Below are 18,052 nucleotides of genomic sequence, written 5' to 3' on the forward strand. Positions count from 1 at the left end.
CGAATCATCTCAGTTGCCACGTTCTGCGTGGTACTCACGAGCCTCCTCACGGGATGTTCCGACACCGGGCCACATGCCCCTGCCAGCAAGGAAACCTCAATGACGTTGCAAGCCTCGCACCAGAATGTGCTCGCCATCTTCTCGGCGATCAAGTCGGTCGTCGGCGAGGAGGGCTGGCAAGCGGGGACAGAATCGGAGTGGAACGGCTGTTCCTCGAACGGCGAAGCGGGTGCGCAGTTCATGCTCACCGCGATCCGAAATGAGACCCTGTCCGGCACGCCCGATGAGATCACGCAGCGCGTCGCGGAGACGCTTGAGACCAAGGTGGGTCTGACGGGCATCCAGATTCAACACGACAGCACCCTTTCGCCTACCCGGACGGTGATCGGTTACCCGAACGGGTACAACGGCGGGACCGCTGACGATGGTTTCGGGTTCCAGTTCCAAGCCGACCCCAGCTATGTCGGAGCGATCATCTACGGGCACTGCGCGGCCGGCAAACCGCCGAAGCTCGGGACGCCCCTCAACCCGCGCCCCTCCAACGCTCCGTAGGCACAAGCGGATCCTCGTGATTGCTCGACGCTGTCCCCGGAGTGCCTCCGCGGGTGCTATCGGTAAGCGAATGAGCCGCGACTCGTGTTCGACTCGAGAACAGAACTGACCGGTGATTCGACCTTGGATCTCCCTCTGATGCGCCGTAGCCACGATCAGTTCGACCGGCTGCCAGGCTCCCGGTTGATGGGATGCGCTGAACGATTGATGCAAACCACCGTGGTCAGCATGAAAGCATGGATGTGGTGATCCACCGATGGAGGCGCCTCACCCGGTCAGGCCTGTTGATGACATCCGCCGCAGTACTGTTGACCGCCTGTGCCGCCGACACTCCGCATGCCCCGGCGAACGCAAGAGCGGCGATGACGCTCGAGCAATCGCACGACAACGTCCTGGGCATCTTCCGCGCAGTACAGTCCGTCGTGGGCGAAGCGGACTGGGAGGCAGGAACCGAGTCCGAGTGGAACAACTGTTCGTTCGGAGGTCGAGACGGTGCGCAGTTCACGCTCATCGCGATCCGCAAGCACGCGCTGCCGGCGACGCCAGACATCGTCACCAGCGAGGTCGTTGCGGCGTTGCAGTCATCGGTCGGCCTGGATGACGCGCCGGTCCAACACGACGACACGCTCGAGCCCCCGCGAACCGTCGTCGCGTACCCATACGGGTACAACGGCGGTACCGCCGCCGATGGGTTCGGCGTCGAGTTCCAGTCCGGCACGGACTTCGCCAGCCTGCTCGTGTACGGACACTGCGTGCCCGGCGAACCGCCGGAGCTCGGGACCCCGCTGAACCCGCGTCCGTCCGACGCACCGTAGCCATGGTGGCCTCGGCCCGAACCGACGAACGCCCCGCCGACCGAAGCCAGCGGGGCGTCCCCACGAGTCAGAGCAGGCTCAGAAGTCCCAGTCCTCGTCCTCGGTGTTCACGGCCTTGCCGATCACGTACGACGACCCCGACCCCGAGAAGAAGTCGTGGTTCTCGTCCGCGTTGGGCGACAGGGCAGAGAGGATGGCCGGGTTCACGTCGGTGATGTTCTTCGGGAACATCGGCTCGTAGCCCAGGTTCATCAGCGCCTTGTTGGCGTTGTAGTGCAGGAACTTCTTGACGTCCTCGGTCAGCCCGACCTCGTCGTAGAGGTCCTGCGTGTACTGCACCTCGTTCTCGTACATCTCGAACAGCAACGAGAACGTGTAGTCCTTGAGCTCGTCACGCTCGGGCTGCGTGAGCTGCTCGAGGCCCTTCTGGTACTTGTACCCGATGTAGTACCCGTGGACGGCTTCATCGCGGATGATCAGGCGGATCAGGTCGGCGGTGTTGGTGAGCTTCGCCCGCGAGGACCAGTGCATCGGCAGGTAGAAGCCCGAGTAGAACAGGAACGACTCGAGCAGCGTCGAGGCGACCTTGCGCTTGAGCGGGTTGTCGCCCTGGTAGTAGTCCATCACGATGGACGCCTTCTTCTGCAGGTTCGGGTTCTCCTCGGACCAGCGGAAGGCCTCGTCGATCTCACGCGTCGACGCGAGGGTCGAGAAGATCGACGAGTAGCTCTTGGCGTGCACGGACTCCATGAACGCGATGTTCGTGTAGACCGCTTCTTCGTGCGGAGTGACCGCGTCGGGGATCAGCGAGACGGCGCCGACGGTGCCCTGGATGGTGTCCAGCAGCGTCAGACCGGTGAAGACGCGCATCGTCATGGTCTGCTCGGCCGGCGTCAGCGTGTTCCACGACTGGACGTCGTTCGACAGCGGCACCTTCTCGGGCAGCCAGAAGTTGTTGACGAGACGGTTCCAGACCTCGACGTCCTTGTCGTCCTGGATTCGGTTCCAGTTGATGGCCTGGACCCGATCGATGAGCTTGAGCTTCTCGACCAACGCACGTTCCTTACAAGAGATGATGATTACAGAACGGACTGGAGGCTCGTGGCGGGCTCGCCACGAGCCTCCAGTCCGGGTGGTTGTTGCGTCAGCAACCAGCGGTCACAGCATGCACGAAACGCAGCCCTCGACCTCGGTGCCCTCGAGCGCGAGCTGGCGGAGACGGATGTAGTAGATCGTCTTGATGCCCTTGCGCCATGCGTAGATCTGCGCTTTGTTGATGTCACGCGTGGTGGCGGTGTCCTTGAAGAACAACGTCAGGGACAGGCCCTGGTCCACGTGCTGCGTCGCCGCGGCGTACGTGTCGATGATCTTCTCCGGGCCGATCTCGTACGCGTCCTGGTAGTAGTCCAGGTTGTCGTTCGTCATGAACGGCGCCGGGTAGTAGACGCGGCCGAGCTTGCCTTCCTTGCGGATCTCGATCTTCGACGCGATCGGGTGGATCGACGACGTCGAGTGGTTGATGTACGAGATCGAACCGGTCGGCGGGACGGCCTGCAGGTTCTGGTTGTAGATGCCGTGTTCCTGGATGGACGCCTTCAGCGCCTTCCAGTCGTCCTGCGTCGGGATCGTGATGTTCGCATTGTCGAACAGCGATGCGACACGGGCGGTCGACGGCGTCCACGCCTGGTCGGTGTACTTGTCGAAGAACTCACCCGACGCGTACTTCGAGTCGCGGAAGCCGTCGAAGGTCTCCCCGGTCTCGATCGCGATGTTGTTCGAGGCGCGCAGGGCGTGGAACAGCACCGTGTAGAAGTAGATGTTCGTGAAGTCGATGCCCTCTTCAGAGCCGTAGTACACGCGCTCACGAGCCAGGTAGCCGTGCAGGTTCATCTGGCCGAGGCCGATGGCGTGCGACTTGTCGTTGCCGTCCTCGACGGAGCGGACCGACGTGATGTGGGACATCTGCGAGACCGAGGTCAGGCCGCGGATGGCGGTCTCGATGGTCTTGCCGAAGTCCGGCGAGTCCATCGTCAGCGCGATGTTCAGCGAGCCGAGGTTGCAGGAGATGTCCTTGCCGATGGCGTCGTAGGACAGGTCCTCGTTGAACGTCGTCGGGGTGTTGACCTGCAGGATCTCCGAGCACAGGTTGGACATGTTGATCCGGCCCTTGATCGGGTTCGCCTTGTTCACCGTGTCCTCGAACACGATGTACGGGTAGCCCGACTCGAACTGGATCTCGGCGATCGTGGTGAAGAAGTCGCGCGCCTTGATCTTCGTCTTCTTGATGCGCGAGTCGTCGACCATCGCGCGGTAGTTCTCGGAGATCGGGACGTCGCCGAACGGGACGCCGTAGACCTTCTCGACGTCGTACGGCGAGAACAGGTACATGTCCTCGTTGTTCTTCGCGAGCTCGAACGTGATGTCCGGCACGACGACACCGAGCGACAGCGTCTTGATGCGGATCTTCTCGTCGGCGTTCTCGCGCTTGGTGTCGAGGAACTTCATGATGTCCGGGTGGTGGGCGGACAGGTACACCGCGCCGGCACCCTGACGGGCACCGAGCTGGTTGGCGTACGAGAAGGAGTCTTCCAGCAGCTTCATCACGGGGATGATGCCCGAGGACTGGTTCTCGATCTGCTTGATCGGGGCGCCGGCCTCGCGGATGTTCGAGAGCAGCAGGGCCACGCCGCCGCCGCGCTTGGAGAGCTGCAGCGACGAGTTGATGCCGCGGGAGATCGACTCCATGTTGTCTTCGATGCGCAGCAGGAAGCACGAGACGAGCTCGCCGCGCTGGGCCTTCGCGGTGTTCAGGAAGGTCGGGGTCGCGGGCTGGAAGCGCCCGGCGATGATCTCTTCGACCAGGTCGATCGCGAGCTGCTCGTTGCCCTGCGCCAGGCCGAGGGCGGTCATGACGACGCGGTCCTCGAAGCGCTCGAGGTAGCGCTTGCCGTCGAACGTCTTGAGCGTGTAGCTCGTGTAGTACTTGAACGCGCCGAGGAAGGTCTGGAACCGGAACTTCTTCGAGTACGCCAGGTCGTTGAGCTGCTGGATGAACTCGAGCGAGTACTGGTCGATCGTCGCCTGCTCGTAGTACTCGTTCTCGACCAGGTAGTCCAGCCGCTCCTTCAGGTTGTGGAAGAAGACGGTGTTCTGGTTGACGTGCTGCAGGAAGAACTGCTTGGCGGCTTCGCGGTCCTTGTCGAACTGGATGTTGCCGTCCGCGTCGTAGAGGTTGAGCATCGCGTTGAGGGAGTGGTAGTCCATCCCCGTCGTCGGCGACGTCAGATCGACGTCTGCAACTGCTGCGTCCAAAATGCATCCAATCCTGAGTTGACCGCGGACACGTCGTCCGGCGTGCCGAAGAGTTCGAAGCGGTAGAGCACGGGCACGTGGCACTTCTGTGCAACCACGTCGCCCGCGAGGCCGTAGGCCTCACCGAAGTTCGTGTTCCCCCCGACGATGACGCCCCGGATCAGTGCCCGGTTGCGTTCGTCGTTGAGGAACTTGATGACCTGCTTGGGGACCGCGCCCTCGCCGTTGCCGCCGCCGTAGGTGGGCAGCACGAGGACGTACGGTTCGTCCACGTGCAGGAACGGCTCGCTCGGGTAGAGCGGGATCCGATCCGCGTCGCGGCCGAGCTTCTCGATGAAGCGCGCGGTGTACCCGGAAACGCTCGAGAAGTAGACGAGTCGGCTCATGATGTCGCTCCTTGTCGAAGGTGCGGACAGACGGACCGGGGGTGTCCGCGGGAGGTGATCCGGGCCTCCTGAACGGACCCGGGTCACCACCCGACGGACGGGTGGCGGACTACGCCAGTTCGGCGGAGAGCGTCGCGATCTTGTCGGGACGGAAGCCCGACCAGTGGTCGTCGTCGGTCACGACGACGGGGGCCTGCAGGTAGCCGAGGCTCTTGACGTGCTCGAGCGCGGCGGCGTCCGTGGAGACGTCGTGCACCTCGTACTGGATGCCCTTGTTGTCGAGGGCGCGGTACGTCGCGGTGCACTGGACGCAGGACGGCTTCGTGTAGACGGTGACGGACATGGTTACCCCTGGTTCTTGCTGGTGTCGTACGTGCTGTGGAGTGGTGCTGATGCCTGTTCGCAGTCGTGTCCGACGAGGGGCCGCTGCGATGGCTCCACACTACATCTAGTGGCTGGCCGCGGCACCGACCACAAGAGGAAGTGTTACAGCCGTGTAGTTCTCCACAACGCCGTCCACAGTCTGTGGATTCCCGGGAGCCCCGGTATTCCGCCAGTCTGCGCCCGACCACCGACACTTCCCCACACCCGTGGACAGTCCCGATCCACACGTGTGGAATCAGCACGTCGGCGTGTCGCACGGCCCGCGAACGGAACCCTCCCCCCGGACGGGTGACGGCCCCGACCGGCCGGTCCGTACACTCCTCTTGTGAGCACCTACGGGCCCCTGCTGAAGACCCATGGCGTCGGTCGGGTGATCGCCGCGCAGCTCACCGCACGCTTCCCGTTCGGGATGCTCTCGCTGGCCTACCTGCTGCACGTCGAGCACGTCTTCGGCTCGTACGGCGCCGCCGGCCTGGTGCTCGCGACGACGAGTGTCGGACAGGCCATCGCCGGGCCGCTGACCAGCCGGTGGATGGGCAGCTGGGGCATGCGCCCGGTGCTCCTCCTGACCAGCCTGGTCGCCCTCGCCAGCATGGGCGTCATCGCGTTCGTGCTGATGCCGCTGTGGGCGTACGTCGTGATCGGGTTCGTCGGCGGCCTGGCCGTCCCGCCCGTGCAGCCCGCGGTGCGCACCATCTACCCGAAGATGGTGACGTCGGCGCAGCTCACCCCGCTGTTCTCGCTCGACGCCAGCGCGCAGGAGCTCATCTGGGTCGCCGGCCCGGTCATCACCACGTTCGTCGCGACGCAGATCGGGACCGTGCAGGCGATCGTCGTCGCGATGGTGTTCCTGGTGATCGGCGGGACGTGGTTCATCGCCTCTCCCGAGCTCGGCCGGGTCCGCATCCCCCGGTCGAAGCGGGCGTTCGGCGTCGTGCTGAAGCGCCCCTCGGTCGTCGTCGCCACCCTGACCGGGCTGCTGCTGATCGGTGCCTGCGCCGCGGTCGAGGCCAGCGTGACCAGCGTCTTCGGCGAGGGCAGCCCGAACGCGGGCATCGTCCTGGCCGTCTTCGCGGTCGGGTCGCTCATCGGCGGCCTGACCCTCGGCCACCTCCCCATCTCCCGCAACACCCTGTGGACGCGCATGGCGATCGTCTTCGTCGGCCTGGCCCTGGCAGTGGGCGGCACGGACTTCTGGTGGCTCTGCATCGCGCTCGTGATCGCGGGTGCGGGCATCGCACCGGCCCTGGCGGTGATGTTCGGCTCGGTGTCGGCGACGGTGAAGTTCTCCGACACGGCCGAGGCCTACGGGTGGATGGGCACCGGGCAGCTCATCGGTGCCGCTGGTGGGTCCGCGGTGGCTGGGTTCCTGATCGACGGGCAGGGCGCGACCGGCGGGATGATGGTCGGCGCCGTGATGGCTGCGGCGGGCGTGGTGCTGCCCCTGGTGACGAAGCGGTGGCTGCCGGACCTGCGGGGCCGTGACGCGAGCCCCCTTCCCGACACCGAGCCCGTGGTCCTGCCCTCATAGGGTGCCGTCGGGGAACTCTGACCCCGAACGACATCCCCGCTGTCGTACGACGACGTACTTGTCGCGGGGCACCGCGCCCGCCCTCTCACCCGCCCTCTCGCCCACCAGGGGAGGTCGAAACGCGCGTACGAGGTCGGATCGCGCGTAGATGGTCAGTTCCTCGGCCCGACCACGCGCGAATCGACTTCCCATGAAGAGCGACATGGGAACGAAGGTGCACCGCTGACGTCCTCCACGATCCGGCGCGCAGGCCCGTTGTCCACAGACCGGCCGGGAGGCCCGTCCACCTCCGCCCAGACCGGCAGGATGGACGCATGGTCACCTCCATCCCCCTCCGCGACGGCCGGTCCGTCCCCGCGATCGGCTTCGGCGTCTACAAGGTCGACGACGAACAGGCCGAGACGGCGGTCGGCATCGCGCTCGACGCCGGGTACCGCCACGTCGACACCGCCGAGATGTACGGCAACGAGCGCGGTGTCGGGAAGGCGGTCCGCGCCTCCGGTCTGGACCGCGACGACGTCTTCGTGACCACGAAGGTCTGGAACGACCACCAGGGCCGCGACGCCACGCTGCGGGCGTTCGACGCCAGCCTCGACCGGCTCGGACTCGACGCCGTCGACCTGTACCTGATCCACTGGCCCGCCGCCGCGAACGACCGCTACGTCGACACGTGGCGAGCGCTCGTGGAACTGCGGGCCCAGGGTCGAGCGCGCAGCATCGGCGTCTCGAACTTCCAGGTCCCGCACCTCGAGCGCATCATCGACGAGACGGGCGAGGTCCCGGCACTCAACCAGGTCGAACGCCACCCGTGGCTGCCGCAGACCGAGCTCCTCGCGTTCCACCGGCGGCACGACATCGCCACGGGCGCCTGGTCACCGCTCGGCCGCGGGCGCCTGGTGGACGAGCCGGTGCTGACCCGTGTCGCCGATGCCCACGGGGTGAGCGTGGCGCAGGTCCTCGTGCGGTGGAACGTGCAGCAGGGCGTCGCGGTGCTGCCGAAGTCGGTGACGCCCGCGCGGATCCGGTCGAACCTCAACATCGAGGGTTTCACCCTGACCGACGCCGACCTCGACGCGATCGCCACCCTCGAGTCAGGCCAGCGCACGGGATCACACCCGGACAGCGTGTCCTAGCGGAGGGCGCCGGACGCCTGGACCAGCACTCAGCCCGAACGCTCAGCCCTCGCGGTCCTCCGACGACTGCCACGGCAGGTGCAGGTCGCCCGGCTCCGGCTCGACGTCGCCCGCGTCGTCCGCGCCGCCCGTCCCCGGTGCCGCGACGATCCGCGAGGGGTCGATGCCGTCCTCGCGCAGGTCGTCGTCATCGCGCTGCAGGGTCTGCGAGGCCTCGGTCTCCCGCTCGCTCGACGGGCTGTACGAGGTGTCCGCCGCGCGCTGCTCGTCGCGCGACGCCGCGTCGACGTCGTCGCCGTGTGCGGCGTCCTGCAGGGCTCCGGATCGCGCGCGGTCGTCGGACGGCTCGGGGCCGGTGATGTCGCTGCTCATGGTGTTCCTCTCGTCCGCTCCGACGCTAGGCGCGGCCGAACCGACCCCTCCCAGCGGTCTGTGCCCCGTTCCCAGAAGCAGCCCGAGCGGTGCGCTGACCGGATGACCGCACACGCACCCGCACGTCGCCGCGCACAGCTCGTCCACCGCGGGGCACAGTCCGGTCACGACCCTTGTCGCTCGCCGCTACCCGGCCCTACGATCGTGCTCGGAACGAGGGGGAAGCATGCGCCGACGGGGGTTGCGAGCGACGACGGCGGCAGCGGCAGCGGCAGGCACGGTGGTGCTCGCACTCGCGCTGTCCGGGTGCACCCTGCTGCACGGCGGTGACGACCGGGTCCCGAAGCCGGCCCGGACGTCGAGCGCCACCGGCCCGGACGCCGACCCCACGGCTGACCCGACCGTGCAAGCCGCGTCGCTCAACCCGCCCACGATGCGACCCGGCACGCTCCTCACCGAGACGGATCTCACCTCGCCGAGCGGTCGGACGACCATCCACGTGCGCGTGGTCGTCGGCGACCACGGCACCTTCACGACCGAGCTCTCCGGGTACCGCTCGACCGAGGCGCAGGCGATGACACTCGAGTTCCGCCGGACGGTCCCGAGCCCGGGCGACGGGTTCGACGTCGAGTACGGCCAGGTGCAGTGGCAGGCCGGCGCACAGCCCCCGGCCTCGTCGCCCCTCGACGGCGTCGGCGCCCGACCGGACTTCCTGCGGAGCGTCGTGCTCGTCCCCACCCTGGTGACGGACGCCGACGGGGACATCGCGGACCAGCACGACTGGACCGGGCACGTCCTCGCGGTCGCGCCGCTGACCTGGCACGTCCCGTCCCCGTACCCGGACCTGCAGGTGACGATCGGCGCGGCGCGGCCCGGCGCGTACGGCATCGTCAGCGCGCTCGGCACCCGGACGCATGACTACCTCGTCGCGCACGGCGACGACCAGATCACCGTGGCGAAGCGGTTCGGCATCACCGTGCCGGAACTCCGGTGGATGAACCCGGACATGCAGGTGGCGCCGAACGGCTGGCTCACCGAGGGCGACCACCTCAACCTGGACCCCACGGGGCGCTGACCCGGGTCGTGTCCGGCCAGGAGGCTCCGGTCACCGCCGCGCGTCCGCTAGCGTTGACGGGCGCTCCCGCCCCACCCCCAGGAGGTCCCCGTGACGATCGTCGCAGCCGCAGACGGCTCAGCCCTCGGCAACCCCGGCCCGGCCGGCTGGGCCTGGTACGTCGACGACGACCGCTGGGCGGCGGGTGGCTGGCCCCGCGGCACGAACAACCAGGGTGAGCTCACGGCGGTGCTGCAGCTCCTGCGTGCGACCGAGGCCACGGGCGAACCGCTGCACGTCCTGTGCGACAGCCAGTACGCGATCAAGGCCTGCACCGAGTGGCTCGCCGGGTGGAAGCGGAAGGGCTGGCGCAAGGCCGACGGCAAGCCGGTGTTGAACGTCGAGATCATCAAGGAGCTCGACGAGGCCCTGCAGGGCCGCAAGGTCACCTTCGAGTGGGTCCGCGGTCACATGGGCCACGAGATGAACGAGGCCGCTGATGTCCGTGCCCGGGGTGCGGCGACGGCCTACCAGAACCGCACCGAGGTCCCGACGGGCCCGGGCTGGCCGGGCGTCGACGTGGCCGAGCCCGCGGCGCTGCCCGAGCCGACCCCGCCGGCGACGCTCTTCTAGTAGGTGCCGTCCCGGCGGTCCTGACGGGTGATCTGCTCGCCCGAGGCCGGGTCGACGCCGGACCGGGTCGTGGTGGTGGTCCGACGACCGCCGAACCCGACGGCCAGGCTGATGATGAGCAGGACGACGCCGGCCGCGATCAGGATGTAGCCGATGAGCTTCAGGTCGATGCCGGCGACCTGGTAGTCGACGGCGAAGGCGATGATCGCGCCGATGACGATCAGGGCGATGCTGGATCCGATGCGCATGGTGGTTCCCTTCCGTGGAGTCACGCCGAACGTACCCGGATGCGCACCCCACCGTTCCGGACCGTCACGGTGCGACAGCGCCGTCAGTCGACGTCGACCTCGGCCCATCCGTCGAAGCGGCCGATCTCGGTGACCCGCACCACGGCCTCCCCGGCGTCGTCCGACGCGTCCAGGTCGATCGTCGCGGAGAACCCGAAGTCCCGGTCCCCCGACGGGTCCGCGAAGGTCTGCCGCGCCCGCCACACCCGCGGGGACGCCGAGGCGCCCGCTTCGTCCAGCGCCAGGAACTGCATCGAGCGAGCGTCAGCGTCCGTGCCGATCGTGTCGTGCTGGTCGTAGTACTCCTCGAGCACCGCGTCCCACTCGTCCTGCCCGAAGCCGGCGGCACCGTCGAGCGCTGCGAGTCCCTCGACGTCGTCCCGGGCGGCGAGCAGCACGCGCTGGAACAGGGCGTTGCGCACGAGCACCCGGAAGGCCCGCACGTTGCCCGTGAGCCGAGCGGGCTGCGGCGGTGCGATCTCGTCGTGTTCGGCAGCGGCCTCCGCCACGTCCCCGTTGACCAACGCCTCCCACTCGTCGACCAGGGACGAGTCGACCTGGCGCACGAGTTCCCCGAGCCACTCGATCAGGTCCGCGAGCTCCGGGGTGCGCTGGTCCTCGGCGATCGTCTGCCGCATGGTGCGGTACGCGTCGGAGAGGTAGCGCAGCACGAGGCCCTCGGAACGGGTGAGCTGGTAGAAGCGCACGAAGTCGCCGAAGGTCATCGCGCGTTCGTACATGTCACGGACGACGGCCTTGGGCGACAGCGTGAAGTCGAGCACCCACGGCTGTTCAGCGGCGTACGCCTCGTACGCGGCGGTCAGCAGTTCGTCGAGCGGCTTGGGCCAGGTGACCTCCTCGAGCAGCTCCATCCGCTCCTCGTACTCGATGCCATCCTGCTTCATCCGGGCGACCGCTTCGCCGCGCTCCTTGAACTGCTGCTGCGACAGGATCGCGCGCGGGTCGTCGAGGGTGGCCTCGACGATGGAGACCATGTCGAGCGCGTACGTCGACGATTCGGGGTCGAGCAGCTCGAACGCGGCCAGGGCGAACGGCGACAGCGGCTGGTTGAGCGCGAAGTTCGGCTGCAGGTCGACGGTGACGCGGTACGTCGCCGGGGCGTCGCCGACCCCGGGCACCCGTTCGATGACCTGCGCGGTGACCAGCGTCCGCGCGATCGTCAGGGCACGACGGGCGAGGGCGAGCTGCCGGGCGCGCGGCTCGTGGTTCTCGAAGACGAGCTCCCGCACCGCGTCGAACGCCGACCCGCCGCGACCCACGACGGCGAGGACCATCGCGTGCGTGATCCGCATCCGGGACACCATCGGCTCGGGCTCGGCGCCGATGAGCCGCTCGAACGACGCCTGTCCCCACGAGACGAACCCGTCCGGCGCCTTCTTGCGCTTGATCTTGCTCTTCTTCTTCGGGTCGTCGCCGGCCTTGGCGACGGCCCGGGCGTTCTCGATGTCGTGCTCGGGCGCCTCGGCGACGACGTCACCCTCGGTGTCGTAGCCGGCGCGACCGGCTCGTCCGGCGATCTGGTGGAACTCGCGGGCGGAGAGCTGCCGCATCTTCGTGCCGTCGAACTTCGTCAGCCCGGTCAGCAGCACCGACCGGATCGGCACGTTGATGCCCACGCCGAGGGTGTCCGTCCCGCAGATCACCGGCAGCAGCCCGCGCTGGGCCAGCTGCTCGACGAGCCGCCGGTACTTCGGCAGCATGCCCGCGTGGTGCACCCCGATGCCGGCGCGGATCAGACGTGACAGGGTCTGCCCGAACCCAGCGCTGAAGCGGAACCCGGCGATGGCCTCAGCGATCTCGTCCCGTCGTTCGCGGCTGGCGACGCGAGCGGACATCAGCGCCTGGGCCCGCTCGAGCGCCGCGGCCTGCGCGAAGTGCACGATGTAGACCGGCGCCTTGCCCTCCTCGAGCAGCCGTTCGACAGTCTCCTGCACCGGCGTCATGACGTACTCGTAGTCCAGCGGCACCGGCCGCGAGACCCCGGTGACCCGCGCGGTCGGCCGTCCGGTCCGGCGGGACAGGTCGTCGGCGATGGTGGTGACGTCGCCGAGCGTGGCGGACATGAGCAGGAACTGCGCCCGCTCGAGCACCAGCAGCGGCACCTGCCACGCCCAACCCCGGTCGGGGTCGCCGTAGAAGTGGAACTCGTCCATCACGACGACGTCGACCTCGGCGTCCGGACCCTGGCGCAGTGCCGCGTTCGCGAGGATCTCGGCCGTGCAGCAGATGATCGGCGCGTCCGCGTTGACGCTCGAGTCGCCGGTGACCATGCCGACGTTCTGGGCACCGAACAGCTCGACGAGCTGGAAGAACTTCTCGGACACGAGCGCCTTGATCGGTGCCGTGTACCAGCTCCGCTTGCCCTCGGCCATCGCGGCGAAGTGTGCGCCGGCGGCCACGAGCGACTTCCCGGTGCCGGTCGGGGTGCTCAGCACGACGTTCGCGCCGGACACCAGCTCGATCACGGCTTCGTCCTGCGCCGGGTAGAGCGGTCGGCCGCTCCCCTCGGCCCAGTCGGCGAACGCCTGGTAGACGGCGTCCGGGTCGACGACACCGCCGGAGGCCGCCGGCATGGCGGCGACGAGTGGTGGCTGGGTGGTGACGTCGGTCATGGGACCATCCTCCCAGTCCGGACCGGTGCGCGGGGCGGACTGGAGGCCCGTGGCGGGGCCGTCCCGAGCCTCCTGTCCGGCACATGCGAACGCATACTTCTATGCGAGCGCATACACTTGCACCGTGCGCGAACTCGGCTTCCTCTCCTTCGTCCCCAACCACGCGGGCCCCGCCGGCGCGGCCGCCGCACTGGAGGACGGCCTGCGGCTCTTCGAGACCGCCGAACGCCTGGGCTACGGCACCGGCTGGGTCCGCGGTCGCCACTTCGAGCCGTTCCTGACCAGCCCGATGACGTTCTTCGCCGCCGCGGCGCAGCGCACGAGCACCATCGGCTTCGGCACCGCCGTGCTCGGCATGCGGTACGAGGACCCGGTGCGCCTTGCCGAGGACGCCAGCACCGTCGACCTGCTGAGCGGCGGCCGCGTGCAGCTCGGGATCAGCACCGGCATCGCGGGGTACGGGCCGATCCTGGACCCGGTGTTCGGCGCCGTCGACCGGAGCTTCCGCGACGAGGCCGAGGCCCGCGCCGCCCGGCTGCTCGAAGTGCTCGACGGTGAGCCCCTCGGCACGGCGGGCAAGGGCTACGAGAGCATCCCTGCCGGTGCCGACCTGACCCTGCAGCCCCTCAGCCCGGCCCTGCGCGGACGGGTCTGGTGGGGCGGCGGCAGCATGGGCACCGCGGTCCGCACCGCCGAGAAGGGCCTGCTGCTGCACTGCTCCACCCTGAACACCGAGGACACCGGCGAGCCGTTCGCCGTCGCCCAGGCGGCGCAGATCGCGGCGTACCGACAGCGCTTCGACGAGCTGCACCCCGATCGCTCGCCGAAGGTGGCGGTCGGCCGCATCGTCGTCCCGCTGCTCGACGACCACGACCGGCAGGTGCACGAGGAGTTCCTCACCGGGTACGCCTCGGGGATGGACGACGATGGGCGCCCCCTCGCCGGTCCGCCGTTCCGCTTCAGCAAGGTCGTCGCGGGTGAGCCGGCCGCGATCGTCGATGCGCTCCGGGCCGACCCCGCGGTGCGCGCCACGGACGAGCTCGTCATCACCCTGCCGGCGAACGGGGACACCGCTGCCCATGAGCGCATCCTGACGGTGATCGCCGAGCAGGTTGCGCCGCACCTGCGCGACTGACGCTGGTGGAGCATCCGGCCGGGGCCACTCCGGGTCGGTGAGGTCCGGGGCCCCCGGGCCGGATGCACCATCTCGTCCCTGATCCGTACGAGATGGCGTCCTCCACTGTTCCACCGATCTCGTCGTTTGTCACAGCGAGAACGACCATCGCTCAGCAAATCGTGATGGTTCGTCATGTGATGTTCCGAACGGTCTGGTGACGGACCAGAACGACGATGCGCCCCCGCGAGAACGCGGGGGCGCATCTGGCGCACCAGGACCACGGGGGCTCCATCAGCCGGATCAGGAGGCGATGTCGCACGCGCAGTGGTCCCATGTCGGTGCGAGCGTCGACGGTAACCAGCCGCCTGACGCCGCGTTCATGCTACTGAATCGACATCACACTTGCGCGGAAACCGGATCGTGTTCAGGAGAAGCCCGCAGAACCCTCAGGAGAGGGTGACCTCCGCGCTCCCCGCCTCGTCGGCCACGGAGGTCCCGACGTGCAGCGTGAAGACGCCCGGTTCGAAGGCCCAGGCGCCGTCCCAGTGCGCGAACGCCCGGGCCGGGACCTCGATGGAGACCTCGGTCGACGCGCCCGCGGCCAGGCGCACGGGAGCGAACCCGACCAGCCAGCGCACCGGTCGGTCGACGGACGACGCCGCTCGCGACGCGTAGACCTGCACGACCTGCTTGCCCGCGCGGTCGCCGGTGTTCACGGCGATGGTCGTCACGAGCACGGCGTCGCCCTCGGTCACGGTCGGCGTCGCGGCGATGCCGTCGAGCGTCCAGGTCGTGTAGCCGAGGCCGTGCCCGAACGGGTACGCGGGGGTGACGCCGGCGCGCAGCCACGCCCGGTAGCCGATGTGCACACCCTCGTCGTAGGACACCTCCCCGTCGACCGGGGTGACGTCGAGCACGGGGACGTCCGCCATCGCGACCGGCCAGGTGGTGGGCAGGCGACCGCCGGGCTCGCGCGCCCCGGTCAGCACGTCGGCGACCGCGTTGCCGTACTCCTGCCCGCCGAACCAGGTCAGCAGCACCGCGGCGACGTCGTCGCGCCAGGGCATCTCGACCGGCGACCCGGCGTTCACGACCACGACGGTGGCCGGGTTCGCGGCGACCACGGCGGCGACGAGCTCGTCCTGGTGACCGGGGAGGGCGAGCGACGACCGGTCGTACCCCTCGGACTCGACCTTGGAGTTCGTGCCGACGACGACCACGACCACGTCGGCGTCACGGGCGGTCTCGACGGCCGCGGCGATGAGCGACGCGGGGTCCTCGTCCGAGGGCTCGGTGCCGAACTGGTACGCCAGCACCCCGCCGAGGGTCTCGTCCTGCACGATGTCGTACTCGATCCGGATCGCGACCTGCTGCCCGGCGGTGACCGACACCGGGACCGAGCGCGCCGGCGGGTTGAGGAACGCCGCACCGAGCTGGTCACCCTCGTACGGCACGTCCTCGTCGAGCACCAGGGCGTCGTCGATCCACATCCGCGACCGACCCGCTGCGCCGACGCCGATGCGCACGGTGCCGGTGGTCTCGGCCGTGTACGTCGTGGTGATGTCGAGGCGGTCGGCCTCGCGCGTGGGGGCGTCGCCACCGAACCAGAACAGCGCGGTCGCCTGGCGGTCCTCGACGTACAGTTCGGTGCCGTCCGCGACGAACGCGACGCGGGCGCCGGGCTGACCGGTCCCCGGGTTGGTGATGCTCGACAGCGGGAACTCGGCGATGCCCTCCTGCACGACGGCCCCGATGGCGTAGTCGACCGTGGCAGACGGGAACGCGGCGCGGATGCCGTCGAGCGGGGACACGACCGACGACGGCACGACGGTCGCCGAGCCGCCGCCCTGGGTCCGGGCCTGGTCGGCGTTGTGGCCGATCACCGCGATGCGGGTCGGCGCGGCGGTGTCGGAACCGGTGCCGGAGTCGCTGCCGCTGCCGAGCGGCAGGATCCCGGTGTTGCGGACGAGCACGGTGCCCTCGGCCTCGGCCTCGCGGACGAACGCGACACCGTCCTCGACGGTCACCGGGGCCGCGGCCACGGCGTCGAAGCCCTCGAGTGCACCGACCCGTGCCGCGAGCGTCAGGATGCGGTGCACCTTGCGGTCGATCGCGGCCATCGGCACCTCGCCGGAGCGGACGGCGGCCAGCAGCGGGCCCTCGCTCCACCACGGGTTCGGCCCGGGCATCGCCACGTCCTGCGACGCCTTCGCGGAGTCGACCGAGCGCACTCCGGTCCAGTCCGACACGACGATGCCGTCGAAGCCCCACTCGGAGTTCAGCGGTGTCTCGAGCAGGTCGTTCTCCGACGCGGTCACGCCGTTGATGCCGTTGTACGAGGACATCACCGCCCAGGCGTGTGCCTCGGTCACGGCCTTCTCGAACGCCAGCAGGTACAGCTCGCGGAGCGCCCGGTCGGACACCTCGGTCGACGCCGTGAAGCGGTCGGTCTCGTAGTCGTTGGCGATGTAGTGCTTGGGCGTCGCTGCGACACCGTTCTCCTGCACGCCCGCGACGTAGGACGCCGCCAGGTCCCCGGTCAGCACCGGGTCCTCGCTGAAGGCCTCGAAGTGGCGGCCGCCCAGGGGCGAGCGGTGCAGGTTGATGGTCGGGCCGAGCACGACGTCGACGCCCTTGCGCCGGGCCTCCACCGCCGCGGCGGCGCCGTAGCGCTTCGCGATCGCGCGGTCCCAGCTCGCCGACAGCGCGGTGGCCGACGGCAGGTTCAGCGACGGGTCACGCTCGTCCCAGACCTCGCCGCGCACGCCGGACGGACCGTCGGACATGAGCATGGGGCGCAGCCCGATCTCGTCGATCGGCCAGGTGGTCCAGAAGTCGCGGCCGGTCAGCAGCTGCACCTTCTGCTCGGTGCTCAGCCGCCCGACGAGCGCGTCGATGCGCTCGCCCAGGGGCTCGGATGCGGAGGCGGTGCCCACGGTGTCGACGGTCGTCACGTTCGATCGGTCCTCTCGTTGCTGCTGGAGGTCGCGCGTGGCTGGACCAGTGCGAGGTGGACCGTCGACGGCGACGCCGCTGACGCTACCACCAAAACCGTGCATGGTTTGGTTTTCACAGGCGGAGGTGGGGCGGTACAGTCCTGCCATGACACGACGGGGTTCGTACGCCAAGGGCATCGCCAAGCGCGAGGAGATCCTCACCGTGGCGCTCGACCTCGTCGCCCAGCAGGGGTTCCGTCGCACCAGCATCAAGGACATCTCCGACGCGGTCGGTCTGACTCAGGCTGGGCTGCTGCACTACTTCGACTCCAAGGACGAGCTCTGGGTCGAGATCCTCCGCCGCCGCGACGCCATCGACGAGGCCACCGACTGGCAGGCGAAGGACCCGGGTGACCTGCTGTCGCTGATCGTCCGGCACAACGCCGAGGTCCCCGGGCTCGTCCAGATGTTCGTCAACCTGTCAGCTGCGGCCGCGACGGACCCGGACCACCCCGCCCACGCCTACTTCCGCGAGCGGTACGAGAACTCCCGACGCAACATGACGGCTGACTTCCGCGCGATGCAGGAGGACGGCCGGCTCCGCGCGGACCTCGACCCGGAGCAGCTGACGAGCGTGCTGCTCGCCGTCTCCGACGGCATGCAGATCCAGTGGCTCTTCGACCCCTCCCGCGACATGGCCACGCACGTCGAGCTCGTCACCCGCCTGGCCGTCGCGCAGGTCGCCGCCGCCTCGTAGCGCTGGTCCGGACCGTCCGGTCCGTCCGCGTCGGACTGGAGGCCCGGCGCGGCCCCGGCGAGCCAGGTACCACCAGTGCCTGGTCGCGTCCAGGGCGCACACGGCAGGATGGGACCCGCCGACAGGCACGGGCGGTGCGCCCGGTTCGAT

Annotated in this window: 16 protein-coding genes; 8 read left to right on the plus strand and 8 right to left on the minus strand. The window is 68.9% G+C overall.

Going from position 1 to position 18,052, the window contains the following annotated elements; all coding sequences use genetic code 11:
• Positions 1–99 precede the first annotated feature (99 nt).
• Positions 100–552 carry a hypothetical protein gene (locus BIU90_RS05110; RefSeq protein ID WP_071299160.1) on the plus strand — a complete coding sequence of 151 codons (453 nt, stop codon included), beginning with the start codon at positions 100–102 and terminating at the stop codon, positions 550–552.
• Between the two features lie 362 nt (positions 553–914).
• The gene (locus BIU90_RS05115) at positions 915–1,367 is read left to right on the plus strand and encodes a hypothetical protein (RefSeq protein ID WP_071299161.1); all 453 of its coding nucleotides are present in this window, start codon (positions 915–917) and stop codon (positions 1,365–1,367) included.
• A 78-nt stretch (positions 1,368–1,445) separates the two neighbouring features.
• Here the strand turns inward: BIU90_RS05115 and nrdF are convergent, their stop codons facing one another.
• From nrdF to nrdH, 4 genes are all read right to left on the minus strand, one after another.
• On the minus strand, positions 1,446–2,420 hold the full coding sequence (nrdF, locus tag BIU90_RS05120) for a class 1b ribonucleoside-diphosphate reductase subunit beta (protein WP_071299162.1): 975 nt from the start codon (positions 2,418–2,420) through the stop codon (positions 1,446–1,448).
• A gap of 105 nt (positions 2,421–2,525) precedes the next feature.
• A complete protein-coding gene (nrdE, locus tag BIU90_RS05125; RefSeq protein ID WP_139195118.1) occupies positions 2,526–4,631 on the minus strand; it encodes a class 1b ribonucleoside-diphosphate reductase subunit alpha in 2,106 nt (701 codons plus the stop codon).
• Between the two features lie 17 nt (positions 4,632–4,648).
• Positions 4,649–5,065 (minus strand): class Ib ribonucleoside-diphosphate reductase assembly flavoprotein NrdI, encoded by a 417-nt coding sequence (gene nrdI, locus BIU90_RS05130; RefSeq protein WP_071299163.1) that lies wholly within the window; start codon positions 5,063–5,065, stop codon positions 4,649–4,651.
• Between the two features lie 109 nt (positions 5,066–5,174).
• Positions 5,175–5,408, minus strand: a complete 234-nt coding sequence (gene nrdH, locus BIU90_RS05135) for a glutaredoxin-like protein NrdH (protein WP_071299164.1) — start codon at positions 5,406–5,408, stop codon at positions 5,175–5,177.
• Between the two features lie 366 nt (positions 5,409–5,774).
• Between nrdH and BIU90_RS05140 the strand changes: the two genes are divergently transcribed.
• Both BIU90_RS05140 and BIU90_RS05145 read left to right on the plus strand, forming a co-directional pair.
• Positions 5,775–6,980: an MFS transporter gene (locus BIU90_RS05140; RefSeq protein ID WP_071299165.1), complete on the plus strand. Its 1,206-nt coding sequence runs from the start codon at positions 5,775–5,777 to the stop codon at positions 6,978–6,980.
• 314 nt (positions 6,981–7,294) lie between these two features.
• Entirely contained in the window at positions 7,295–8,113 is an 819-nt protein-coding gene (locus BIU90_RS05145; RefSeq protein ID WP_071299166.1) for an aldo/keto reductase, read from the plus strand.
• A gap of 42 nt (positions 8,114–8,155) precedes the next feature.
• Here the strand turns inward: BIU90_RS05145 and BIU90_RS05150 are convergent, their stop codons facing one another.
• Positions 8,156–8,485 (minus strand): hypothetical protein, encoded by a 330-nt coding sequence (locus BIU90_RS05150; RefSeq protein WP_071299167.1) that lies wholly within the window; start codon positions 8,483–8,485, stop codon positions 8,156–8,158.
• A gap of 226 nt (positions 8,486–8,711) precedes the next feature.
• Between BIU90_RS05150 and BIU90_RS05155 the strand changes: the two genes are divergently transcribed.
• Positions 8,712–9,560 (plus strand): hypothetical protein, encoded by an 849-nt coding sequence (locus BIU90_RS05155; RefSeq protein WP_139195119.1) that lies wholly within the window; start codon positions 8,712–8,714, stop codon positions 9,558–9,560.
• Between the two features lie 90 nt (positions 9,561–9,650).
• Positions 9,651–10,172, plus strand: coding sequence for a ribonuclease H (locus tag BIU90_RS05160; protein ID WP_071299169.1), 522 nt, complete (start codon positions 9,651–9,653; stop codon positions 10,170–10,172).
• On the opposite strand, the gene BIU90_RS05165 is transcribed toward BIU90_RS05160, so the two are convergent.
• Positions 10,169–10,420 carry a DUF6458 family protein gene (locus BIU90_RS05165; RefSeq protein ID WP_071299170.1) on the minus strand — a complete coding sequence of 84 codons (252 nt, stop codon included), beginning with the start codon at positions 10,418–10,420 and terminating at the stop codon, positions 10,169–10,171. The genes BIU90_RS05160 and BIU90_RS05165 overlap by 4 nt on opposite strands.
• An 83-nt stretch (positions 10,421–10,503) precedes the next feature.
• Entirely contained in the window at positions 10,504–13,053 is a 2,550-nt protein-coding gene (locus tag BIU90_RS05170; RefSeq protein WP_254786950.1) for an RNA helicase, read from the minus strand.
• Positions 13,054–13,216: 163 nt separating this feature from the next.
• On the opposite strand from BIU90_RS05170, the gene BIU90_RS05175 reads away from it, so the two are divergent.
• Positions 13,217–14,227 carry an LLM class flavin-dependent oxidoreductase gene (locus BIU90_RS05175; protein WP_071299172.1) on the plus strand — a complete coding sequence of 337 codons (1,011 nt, stop codon included), beginning with the start codon at positions 13,217–13,219 and terminating at the stop codon, positions 14,225–14,227.
• 428 nt (positions 14,228–14,655) lie between these two features.
• On the opposite strand, the gene BIU90_RS05180 is transcribed toward BIU90_RS05175, so the two are convergent.
• On the minus strand, positions 14,656–17,163 hold the full coding sequence (locus BIU90_RS05180) for a glycoside hydrolase family 3 protein (protein WP_139195120.1): 2,508 nt from the start codon (positions 17,161–17,163) through the stop codon (positions 14,656–14,658).
• Positions 17,164–17,311: 148 nt separating this feature from the next.
• On the opposite strand from BIU90_RS05180, the gene BIU90_RS05185 reads away from it, so the two are divergent.
• Complete coding sequence (locus tag BIU90_RS05185; protein ID WP_083403716.1) at positions 17,312–17,902, plus strand: TetR/AcrR family transcriptional regulator; 591 nt, start codon at positions 17,312–17,314, stop codon at positions 17,900–17,902.
• Positions 17,903–18,052 lie beyond the last annotated feature (150 nt).

It is taken from the genome of Curtobacterium sp. MCBA15_001 (assembly GCF_001864835.1).
In the GTDB taxonomy this organism is placed as follows: Bacteria; Actinomycetota; Actinomycetes; order Actinomycetales; family Microbacteriaceae; genus Curtobacterium.